We start from the raw sequence: 10,662 nt of genomic DNA, 5'->3' as shown, positions 1-10,662 counted from the left end.
AGATATATCAGTGCCACAAACTGGATAAAGAGTTTTCCATCAAGACTTTGTTCAGAAGAAACGAGTGTTCGACGCATATTCAACCGTTCTTTGAGATTTCCGAAGGCTTTCTCAACAACATCTTTATTCCGATATAACTCGAGGGCAGTTACTGCATCCATTGTTTCGTTGGTTATCAGAGCAAAAAAGCCAAAGTAGCGTTTAGCATCTATAACACTTTCTTCCCTGACTATTACCTGTGTCCCTCTTTTTGGTGTTGTCTTCCAGGTGATATACTGCTGATAGAGTTTCTCATGCTGTTGAATACGCTGACCTGATTCTAATTCATGCCTTAGTGTCATTAATTCCCGATCAAAGTCTTTTTCTTCTTCAGTAGCCTGATCAATGTTGTAATAAAAGTGAATGGAAACGCTGTGTGATTCCTCAAGACTATCAGAAATGTGTGGGCTCTTTTGCATGTAATTCCAGGAAGTTTGAACGCTTCTACAATAGAGGGCATACCTATCATTGTAATTGTCGAAACTGCGAAAGGTATCATATATTGCATCTAATTCGTTTCGAATGAAGTTTAGCGACATCTTTGCAGATACTAGGAATTTTACATGATTCTGATATAGGCAGTTACTGTTCTGTTCACTATAAAAACCTCGATCCATTACCAGTTTTACTCTAGAATAACCAAGAATCTCAAGGTCTTCTAACAGATGATTGATATCTTTGGAATCAGGAATATTGCCCGCAAGATTTCTGTAATAGAATGGGATATTAGAATTCTGTCCGAATACAAGTGCTAGTTTTAACTGAGGAAGTTGATCATGCTCTTTATTACATCCATCCTGGACTTTCCGGAGGGTTTCTGAGTAACTTGATAGTGTTGTTGTACCATATATCCAAAATTCCTGTTCCTCTCTTCTTTTTTCCTGAAGAGTAAAGAAACGGAGTTTATTTTCGTCGGTGATGCGGGCAAAAAGTTCGATGCTACGCTCCGATGTGATATCATCTCCATATGGATGCTTATGGAGAATCCCCCATTTCTCAAAACGATACAATGGTGTGCTATCTTCGAGAATCAGGAAGTATGCAAGTGAGAGGATTTGTTTATAGGTTTCAGGGAAACACTGCTTCAGATCCTGGGTAATACCCAATTTTTCTCCGAGAGCATCAAGCAGATAGGTAGCTCCATAGAACGATCGTTTTCGACAATCAAATGATGGTCTTCCCGGTTTACTTGGGATTTTATCCTCACCCTTCTTTCTATTTCGCCCATCTGTAGGGACTATCTCTCCTGTGAGAGGATCAACTCGTCCAATCAGGGTCCGATGGGCACGAGATTGCTTCTTTTCTTTGTCCCAGAAGGATATGGAGTGGTATGCATAGGTGATCCCGGACCGTTTATCTTTTTGGTAGACAATTGCTGGCATAATATCTGCTCCTCGTTATGTATCTGGAATATATACACATAACTGGGATAAAGATATCGGAAGACGATTGAGGGATTTTTTACGAGTTTAAAGAAGAGGGGGAAGGTTATCGTTATTTACGGGAATCAAGGAATCATGAAACTAGAAGAAAAGGGTTGTCAGAAGATAGATCTGATTCTTGAAGTAGCAGGCTAGAATGTTCAGGGTTATCGTGATATTAATCCAGGTGCTTCTTTTGGTGTTGTAGTTCAAGTGTTTCAGGTTGATCAGGCATGCCCATTCTAGTGTCGGCAGGTACTCGGATTGATCTTTACTCGTTCAATTGGTGATCCACACATTATTCCTTTGCGTAAAAAAGTATAATCACATATAAGTTCATTTGGAACATAACGGGAACAGACCGGTGTCATCAATGGGTTATCAAACTTCCATCATGCAGAAGATTCTCCTGATCCCTATTCAACTGGCTAATCTTATTGAGATTTCATTCATCCTTATCATGATTGGTGTCCTTTATCTCATCAGCACCATTAATTATCTTCTCTTCCACACTATCGTAGAAGTTGCCGGTCTCGCTGTTGTTTTTTCAATCTTTATTATTGTCTGGAATACCAGAAGACAGATATCAGATGCTTTTTTCTTAATTATTGGTATATCATTCATCTTCTTCGGGAGTTTCGATCTCCTCCATACCATAACATACAAAGGGATGAATATCATCCCCGGGAATAGTGCTGATTTACCCACACAAATCTGGATCGCAGCACGTTACTTTCAGAGTATCACCTTCTTTGTCGCAACTCTGTTTATCGGGAGATCTATTACCCGGGATCGAAAATATGATACCAGTATTATTATAACGGCCTGTACCATTGCATCTGCCTTCCTCTATGCCAGTATTTTTGCCTGGCACACATTTCCATCCTGTTACATTGAGGGTATCGGGCTTACATCCTTCAAAATTTTAAGCGAATTCATCATCTCGTTTATCCTTATCTTTACGATTATTATTCTATTCCTGAAACGGGGACACTTTGATCCAGTCGTCTTGAAACTTCTCATTTTAGCGCAGACATTTCTCATCCTCGGCGAACTGGCTTTCACCTCGTATGTGAGTGTGTACGGGTTCATGAACCTGCTTGGTCACCTCTTTCGTTTTATCTCGGTCTATCTGTTTTGCCGGGTATTTATTGTCATCAGCCTGACCCGGCCATATAACCTGATATTTCGTGAACTGAAAGAGAAAGAGAATGCCTTACAGGAGAGTATAGAAGAATTCAGGGCCGTTTTTGACCAGACTTATCATCTGATGGGAGTACTTGATTCTCAGGGAATTCTCAAGGAAATTAACGCGGTTGCAGTAAAATACCTCCATGATGAAAACCTCGATCCGGTATCTGTTCTGGGAAAACCATTCTGGTGTACCCCATGGTGGGTCCATGATCCTGTTCAACAGGACCAATTGAAACGTGCAATAAAGCGTGCAGCGTCTGGGGAAGTAGTGCGTTTCGAGGCAACCCACCCATCAGGTAACGATTTTGTGAATATTGATTTCTCGTTAAAACCAGTGAAAGATAAGAATGACACTGTATTTCTTCTCATCGCAGAAGGGTGGGATATCACTGAACGTAAACAGGCTGAGAAATCATTAAAGGAACTTGACTTTGTCATCAGGCACAGTCCTGCCATTGTCTTTGTCTGGAAAGCAGAAGAGGGATGGCCGGTGCAATATGTATCTGAAAATATCGATCAGTTTGGGTATACGGTAGAAAATTTCCTTTCCGGCAATGTAGTTTATTCAAGTATTATTCACCCTGATGACCTTGACCGCGTTTTTGCTGAAGTAACCCGATACAGTTCAGAAATGGGACGGGAGGAATTCAACCAGGAATATCGTATTATAAAAGCGGACCAGACAATATGCTGGATTGATGATCGAACCTGGATTCGACGAGATAATGTTGGTCAGATCACACACTACCAGGGGATTATTTTTGACATCACTGAACGAAAACAGGCTGAAGAGGCTGTTCAGGTTGCGGTACAATTAAACCAGTTGATTGATACCATGTCTGCAAGTGAGAGCATGAGGTTTACGCTCGATGAAGCGGAACGGCTTACAAGCAGTACAATCGGGTTCTTTCATCTTATAAATCCTGATGAAAAGACGATCCAGTTGGTTGCATGGTCGACAAAAACCCGCAAGCATTGCTTTATTCCCAAGGAACCCGACCGGTACTATCCAGTGGAGAAAGCAGGTGTCTGGGTAGACTGTCTCCGTGAACGAAAACCTATCATTCACAATGATTACATAAACCTGCCAAATAAAAGAGGGCTGCCTGATGGTCATGTTCCAGTCCTTCGGGAGCTCGTCGTCCCTATAGTCGAAGCAGACAAGATTGTTGCAATAATCGGTGTGGGAAATAAAGCAACAGATTATCAGGAGAAAGATATCACCGTGCTAACCCTGCTTGCTAAAAACGCGTGGATCCTTATCCAGCGTAAGCATGTGGAAGAAGCTCTCAAAGAAAGCGAAGAACGGTTTCGAACAATGAGTGAGAGCTCATTGACCGGGGTTTATATTTTCATGGATGGTCTGGTGAAGTATGTGAATCCCACCTTTGCAAGGATTTTGGGGTATGCTCCTGAAGAACTGATAGGAATGGATCCCCTGGATACTGTCCACCCTGATGATCGTGATATGGTTCGGGATAGGATGGTAGCCCGAGTTGACCATAAGGAAACGATCAGTATCTATGAATGCCGTCTGATCACCAAAGACCAAAGGACTATCCTTGTCAGTATCATGGGCACGTTGATACCGTACCAGGGTCAACTGGCTCTTTCTGGAAACCTGATGGATATCACAGAACGTAAATCAGCCGAGGAAGCCCTGCGGGAGAGTGAATTCAGGTTTAGGGAACTTTTCAACTCCATGAGCAGTGGTGTTGTGGTCTACCGGGCAGTGGATGACGGGACAGATTTTATAATAGTTGATGTAAATCCCGCTGCTGAAGTAATTGAAAAAATTTCAAAACAGGATGTGATAGGAAAACATGTCAGCGAGGTATTTCCTGGTATCTTTGAGTTCGGAATTATGGAAGTATTCCAGAGAGTCTTGCACACAGGAATACCCGAACATCATCCCCTCTCTTTTTATCAGGATAACCGTGTTTCCAGTTGGCGGGAGAATTATATTTATTTGCTTCCTTCAGGGGAAGTTGTTGCCATATATGATGATGTAACAGCCCGCAAGCGGGCAGAAGATGCACTTATTGAGAGCGAGCAGAAGTTCCGTGATATCTTTAACAATACTTCAGATGCGATACATATCCATGAAATCAGGGATGATGGGACAATAGGACGATTCACTGAGATTAACGATGTCACCTCAAGGATATTAGGATATACCAAGGATGAGTTGCTTGCAATGTCACCGTTTGATATCACAACAGATTACCATTCTCCACCCCTTGAAAAAATCCTTGAAACACAACGAACCACCGGAAATGCGAGGTTCGAGACTGAATATCGGAGAAAAGATGGTTCAATTGTACCTGTTGAAGTCAACACCCATGTTGTTACCATTCAGGGAACCAGAGTTATGCTAGGAGTTGTCCGGGATATCACAGAGCGGAAATTTGCAGAAAAGGCCTTACAACAGGCTAATAAAAAACTAAATCTGCTCTCCAGTATCACCAGACATGATATCAATAACCAGATTCAGGTCCTGTTATTTCTTTTGGAGTTCGCTAAAGATGCTATTAATGATACAACCAAACAATTGGAAATAATTCAGAAAGAGGAAGGTATCGTCGATAATATCTATCATCAGATCAGTTTTACTAAAGATTATGAAGATTTAGGTGTAGTGGCTCCAAACTGGCAAAAGGTTGCTCCTATCATAAAAAATTGTACAAACCAGCTTCACCCTGAAACCGTTCAGATAATTTTCGAAGAACCAAATCTGGAGATATTCGCAGATCCACTGCTCCAGAAGGTGTTTTATAATCTTTTTGATAATGCAATGCGATATGGAGGTGAAAAAATGACATCAATCCGTGTTTCAAGCCATGAAGAAAATGATTCCCTGATCATTGTGGTAGAAGATGATGGGGAGGGGGTCAGTATTGAGGATAAAGAAAAATTATTCTCAAAAGGATTCGGAAAACACACCGGTCTCGGTCTTTTTCTCTCCCGCGAAATTCTCTCTATTACCGGAATTACTATCACTGAGAATGGGGTGCCAGGAATTGGAGCACGGTTTGATATCCTTGTACCGCATGGAGAATACCGCTTTTCAAGCAACAATTAAAGAAATTCTTTAGTGTCGGGGTATTTCCGTTATGATATCGGTGCAGGATCAAATTCAATAAGAATATCAAGGTCACGTATGATTGTTCTCCTGACAAAACAGCGTATCCCGATGCTGAAAGAGTTCTTTCATCCGTCAGCAGAACCGGTTGAAATTTATCCGCTGCTTAAAAAGATGCAGAATATTCAGATGATACTCTGTATCGTCTCGATAGCTTTTGGGATAACCATGTTAGTGCCCGGGCTGTTTACAGGATTGATCACTACAGGGTCATCATTACCAGGCCGCTTCTTATCATACTTATCACCATTCTGATGAAAGTACTCTAGTACCCTGAACGTTCCCATTTTACTCCCTGCCTCAATCCTGGTTAAAGCCCTAGAACCGCATATTAACCAGGTCTCCTTCTTAAACCTGCACTCCTCTCCTGGCAATCACATCTCTCATCTAGTACACTTCTATGAACTTCTGCATCCTCTGACCGAGGTTCCACCATAGGGCTCCTGGCAACACCCGGTAATATCAATAAATTTCTCGCGTGGCATGATCAGGTCTGCCCTCTTCTCAAAATACCCTCCTTCCATCAGTTCATTGATACTACCATCCAGGAGATACTCTGAACAGTAGAGAATATTACCTGTCTTTTTTTCTCCCGCTCCTTCTGTCTTGATGTTCAGGGGAAGATCACGTTCTTCATCGGTATTAATGGTAGGAAGATGAGCCGTTCCTCCTTTGTAAGAAAACTTGCCATCCTTACTGATGAATCTGATCGTCACATACCCGTCTTCAAGAGCCCGACCGCCGGTATTCTTCACCCTGAGCATCACATATGCCGGGTCTCCACCATGAATTGAACTGCTGAGTGGTCTGAATGCAATCTGCTCAATCACGGGAACGGTTTCAGTGTTATTTGTTCCCCCTTTGAGAGTGGCAGGATCCAGATCACCTGCTTCAATCACAATTCCTCCTTCCATCTCTTCAGGAATGGTAGGGATCGGAGTAACTGTTTCCTGATATTCCCGGGTGATCTCACCGGTGTTGTTCAGACACGCTGCCGGTTCGAATACGATAGTCACGATCCCCCGATTGTCAGATCCGTCATTATAAGCCCAGGTAATGGGACTTGAATCAGCTACCGAGTAGGTTCCGGGTTTCAGAATATCTCCCGGATTTGAGACCCAGTATACATTCTGCTCGTTCTTTGTCCCGTTCTTTCCAAATGTTCCCCAGGGACCGTACTGGGTTCCATCTTCATGAAATAAACTTATCTTCCCAGGACTGTCCCCTTTCCCGTAATTCCAGTGATTTGTGGTGATCGAGAGGATCTTCACACACGAATTAAAAGTCACGAGGGTCGGTTTATCCGGGGTGTTAAAAAGTTTGTTAGGGTTTTCATTGGTCCAGATCTGCTCCTGGCTGCTCACTGCACCTACTCCCAGAGGGATCATGAGCATCATCAGGAGGAACCATATCAGATATGAAATATGCATAGCCACTCAGGGATGTGTAAGTATATAGTACTATTATCCGACTTCTCCACCATCCCCGGGTATCTGATTGAACTATTCGGCCATGGTTACAAATTCCCTGAATCATACTGGAACTGATTCCCGGATGATTCACCTGACTGGTGAATGAAAATCGATCTCAATACCTATCTCTCTTCGGGTCAAACGGGTGTACAGAGTCTGTTGCTATGAAGGTCCCATTTTATATTGTCGATGTCTTTGCCAGAAAACGATTTACCGGCAACCAGCTGGCTGTCATTCTTGCTCCCCCTCAAGTCTCGTCAGAACAGATGCAGGAGATTGCCAGGGAGATGCATTTTTCAGAGACTACTTTTATCGGTCCTGCTGCTGCATTGGATAACACCTATCCGGTACGGATCTTCACCCCTGAACACGAGGTCCCGTTTGCTGGACACCCGGTTCTGGGAACCGCGTTTGTGATCAGGGAGATGATCATGAAACACCCGGAAAACGAGATTATCCTTGATCTGAAGGTGGGACAGGTTCCGGTCTCTTATTGCCTCGAGATCGGAAAACCTTCTGTCTTCTGGATGAAACAGCCAGAGCCGACCTTTGGAAAAACATTCGAAGCTGCTGAAGTGGCACAAGCCCTTTCACTGCCTGAATCTTCACTTGATACCAGGTTTCCAATACAGGAGGTCTCCACCGGACTTCCGTTTATCATGATCCCGGTGCAGTCACGAGAAGCAGTGAAAGCAGCACGGATAACTATGGATATCTATGAGAAACTTATCTCCACGTCAGAGGCAAAAGCACTGTATATCTTCTGTCATGAACCATATGATACTGAAAATACCCTGAATGCCCGGATGTTCGGACCCTACTACGGGGTTGCCGAAGATCCTGCAACCGGCAGTGCAGGAGGATGCCTGATGGCCTACCTGCATAAAAACCGGTATAATCCTGAACTACCCCCGGTTGTTATGATTGAGCAGGGTCATGAGATCAACCGTCCATCCCTTATCTATGGAAAAGTTGCAGAGAATGAGGGGAAGATCACCGTTGAGGTCGGAGGTTCGGTCTTCCTGGTTGCAAAAGGTGAACTGGTGGTCTAATCGGTTATCCGGTAATGCCGATACAGATCTCAACCTCCCCGTCTTCCTGGTTCGCTGCCTTCTCACCGTATATCTCAAAATCAGTATGATATGCCCGTTTGGAATCAACTTCAGGCGTCCAGATACGCTCCCATGTCCTGACGACTGCATCCGGGAGTCTTCCTCTCGCGGTAAATACCTCGTATGAAGCCGGAGCAATAGTTATTCCAGTCATCCCCGTGGGAATTGTAGTGAGGTCACGCACCTGATATCCCAGGATGTACGTGTATGGCCTCGTATGATCTCCCTCATATTTGGTGTAGATCGCATAGATCTCCGAACTGATTCTGTTCGGAACCTGTGCAATCAGGTTCTCCTGGAACAGGCGTTGCCACATCCGGGGCAGCGTGATCAGTGCTTCCTGATTTGATGTCCGGGTTTCAATGCCGATGATATGAATCGGGTCGGTGATAATTCGGTGACTCTTCATCATTGTAATCATCGATGAACAGGATGAATAAATAATAGGTTTAATCTGATTGTTTGAGTCTACAATCTTTTATCGGGATCCCTGGAGTGGTACTGCATCATTCAGGTGATACCGAAGTGTTCTTCCGGTTCGCTCAACCGTGATAACCCCTCCCCTGAGAAGACGAGAGAGGTGCCACCCTGCTGCCTGGGCTGAAATTTCAAGTCTGCATCCAATCTCAAGACGGGTAAGACCCTGTTTTTTACAGAGCATAGCCACAATCTCCTTGCAGGCAGGAGATGCAGCAGCATTCATCATCAGTTTCTCTTCGTGAGAATACCCCATCTGATAATACCTGCAAAATCCATCATCCTGTTCTTTTGATATCTTCCCATATCTGATGAGTTGATCAAGATGATGCCTGACAGTTCCGAGTTCCATCTCGAGACCTGAAGCAATCCCCCGGAGATGAATTCCCGGATGGGTTTTGATAAAGTCATAGATCTCTTTTCGGGGGGGAGAATCAAAGAGGGTGTTCTGGTCAATCCGGCGATAGCCTAGGGCGAGGACTGCTTTTAGGAGGAGAAAGAATGGATTGAGAAGAACTATCTGCGATAAAAACAGCCACAATGGGAGTTCAATCAGATCCACTCGTGAAGGGCAGGTCGGCTGATCATCAGGGAGATCATCATACGCACTATTGACCTGATATCTGGTGGCCATAACCTGGGCAGGGATACAGATCAAAAGGAGAAGGAGTATCAATAAGAGTCTCATTATCATTTCCTCCATGTTTCCATCTGAAATGGAACCGGATTCTGCAGTTGATCACCGTGGACCCGGTAATACCATCTTCCGGGATCAAGACCGTCTGGAGAGTCTATCTTCAGGAAAATCGTATTATCTGTCTTCCCGTCAGTATCATCATGATATGGACCATACTCTCCATCAGGAGTATAAATCGTTAGGTTCAGGGCAGAGGGCTGATTCCAGGATACTCGCACATACTGCTGTGTCTGACCTTTCTCAATCGGATCTGAAAAATATCGGTCTTCGCCTGGATTGAGCATCTGCAGAACACCGGGTTTATTTGGATCTAACATCTCCGAATTATTGTATATCTTTACAATCACGATATTTTCAATGCCCGCTCCTATCGCTTCGGCAGTACCGTATGTGATGAACTCACCAGATGTAGAGATATCAGAAGAACCTGTTTTAGAAACAGTAATATAGGGTTCTGATTGTTCATCCTGGACAGACCAGTATTTTGTCTCATCTGTGGTAGTTACAGTCACACAGACCGGTTCTGCGAGAGAAAGGATAGGAATGACGAGCAGGATGAAGATAAGTGCAACAACTGCCTTTATCACACCGCTGCGTATCATACAATACCGGTTATCTGGGATACTATTGAAGGGTTGTGGCACAATTCTTTTCCTATTCTTTCCTGGGTTATGCAGAACGAAAATCACTTTCAAGGTGATTTATTCACAAATCCGGTTCCAATTACCTTTCCTGAAGTGTTATCATAGAACGTCATCGTACCTGACTCATTCGATTCAACGCGGAATTTTAATTTTGATTCCTTTTTTTCCTTTTCAAATTCAGCTGGAGTGAGGGTTTCAAGAATTACACCTGTATCAACATTTTTAATAATGTAATTGGTTCCATCAAACTCGGTTGATATTGTTGCAGAATATGTCTGTTCGTTTTTGGTGACATCAGATTGCCCGGAAACTACAATTCCTGATACTGGGAAAATACTTAACGAAACACAGATTAAAACAGCAAATACTGCTGTAATTCCTATACTGTTGTTAGTTTTCATAATAATCAGGGGGTGAATGGTTTGATTTCATCCCCACAATAAAGTCTGTATGATATAGCTGTC

Annotated in this window: 9 protein-coding genes; 2 read left to right on the top strand and 7 right to left on the bottom strand. The window is 43.4% G+C overall.

Annotation, left to right across the window (positions count from 1 at the left end):
* Positions 1 to 1,421, bottom strand: a 1,421-nt coding sequence (locus tag VN429_RS10820; protein ID WP_325633178.1) for an IS1634 family transposase, incomplete at its 3' end; no start/stop codon positions are given.
* Between the two features lie 433 nt (positions 1,422 to 1,854).
* Here VN429_RS10820 and VN429_RS10815 point away from each other — a divergent pair.
* Positions 1,855 to 5,736, top strand: a complete 3,882-nt coding sequence (locus tag VN429_RS10815; protein WP_325633176.1) for an MASE3 domain-containing protein — start codon at positions 1,855 to 1,857, stop codon at positions 5,734 to 5,736.
* A 185-nt stretch (positions 5,737 to 5,921) separates the two neighbouring features.
* On the opposite strand, the gene VN429_RS10810 is transcribed toward VN429_RS10815, so the two are convergent.
* Both VN429_RS10810 and VN429_RS10805 read right to left on the bottom strand, forming a co-directional pair.
* Positions 5,922 to 6,170 (bottom strand): hypothetical protein, encoded by a 249-nt coding sequence (locus VN429_RS10810; RefSeq protein ID WP_325633174.1) that lies wholly within the window; start codon positions 6,168 to 6,170, stop codon positions 5,922 to 5,924.
* A 24-nt stretch (positions 6,171 to 6,194) separates the two neighbouring features.
* Positions 6,195 to 7,226, bottom strand: coding sequence for a hypothetical protein (locus VN429_RS10805; RefSeq protein WP_325633172.1), 1,032 nt, complete (start codon positions 7,224 to 7,226; stop codon positions 6,195 to 6,197).
* A 206-nt stretch (positions 7,227 to 7,432) separates the two neighbouring features.
* Between VN429_RS10805 and VN429_RS10800 the strand changes: the two genes are divergently transcribed.
* Positions 7,433 to 8,320 (top strand): PhzF family phenazine biosynthesis protein, encoded by an 888-nt coding sequence (locus tag VN429_RS10800; protein ID WP_325633170.1) that lies wholly within the window; start codon positions 7,433 to 7,435, stop codon positions 8,318 to 8,320.
* A gap of 4 nt (positions 8,321 to 8,324) precedes the next feature.
* Here the strand turns inward: VN429_RS10800 and VN429_RS10795 are convergent, their stop codons facing one another.
* The 4 genes from VN429_RS10795 to VN429_RS10780 all read right to left on the bottom strand — a co-directional run bounded on the left by VN429_RS10795 (position 8,325) and on the right by VN429_RS10780 (position 10,599).
* Positions 8,325 to 8,792: a GyrI-like domain-containing protein gene (locus VN429_RS10795; RefSeq protein WP_325633168.1), complete on the bottom strand. Its 468-nt coding sequence runs from the start codon at positions 8,790 to 8,792 to the stop codon at positions 8,325 to 8,327.
* Positions 8,793 to 8,858: 66 nt separating this feature from the next.
* Positions 8,859 to 9,545 carry a winged helix-turn-helix transcriptional regulator gene (locus VN429_RS10790; protein WP_325633166.1) on the bottom strand — a complete coding sequence of 229 codons (687 nt, stop codon included), beginning with the start codon at positions 9,543 to 9,545 and terminating at the stop codon, positions 8,859 to 8,861.
* A 2-nt stretch (positions 9,546 to 9,547) separates the two neighbouring features.
* Positions 9,548 to 10,156, bottom strand: coding sequence for a hypothetical protein (locus tag VN429_RS10785; protein WP_325633164.1), 609 nt, complete (start codon positions 10,154 to 10,156; stop codon positions 9,548 to 9,550).
* An 89-nt stretch (positions 10,157 to 10,245) separates the two neighbouring features.
* Complete coding sequence (locus tag VN429_RS10780) at positions 10,246 to 10,599, bottom strand: hypothetical protein (RefSeq protein ID WP_325633162.1); 354 nt, start codon at positions 10,597 to 10,599, stop codon at positions 10,246 to 10,248.
* Positions 10,600 to 10,662: the final 63 nt, after the last annotated feature.

Origin of the sequence: Methanospirillum sp., assembly GCF_035560735.1 — an archaeon.
GTDB lineage: Archaea > Halobacteriota > Methanomicrobia > Methanomicrobiales > Methanospirillaceae > Methanospirillum.
The sequence above is the reverse complement of the archived record's forward strand: the minus strand, read 5'-3'. Positions and strand labels throughout refer to the sequence as shown.

Coding starts and splice junctions, on each gene's coding strand:
- VN429_RS10780 (WP_325633162.1), bottom strand. CDS start 10,599: ATGAAAACTAACAACAGTATAGGAATTACAGCAGTATTTGCTGTTTTA.
- VN429_RS10795 (WP_325633168.1), bottom strand. CDS start 8,792: ATGATGAAGAGTCACCGAATTATCACCGACCCGATTCATATCATCGGC.
- VN429_RS10805 (WP_325633172.1), bottom strand. CDS start 7,226: ATGCATATTTCATATCTGATATGGTTCCTCCTGATGATGCTCATGATC.
- VN429_RS10815 (WP_325633176.1), top strand. CDS start 1,855: ATGCAGAAGATTCTCCTGATCCCTATTCAACTGGCTAATCTTATTGAG.
- VN429_RS10790 (WP_325633166.1), bottom strand. CDS start 9,545: ATGAGACTCTTATTGATACTCCTTCTCCTTTTGATCTGTATCCCTGCC.
- VN429_RS10785 (WP_325633164.1), bottom strand. CDS start 10,156: ATGATACGCAGCGGTGTGATAAAGGCAGTTGTTGCACTTATCTTCATC.
- VN429_RS10800 (WP_325633170.1), top strand. CDS start 7,433: ATGAAGGTCCCATTTTATATTGTCGATGTCTTTGCCAGAAAACGATTT.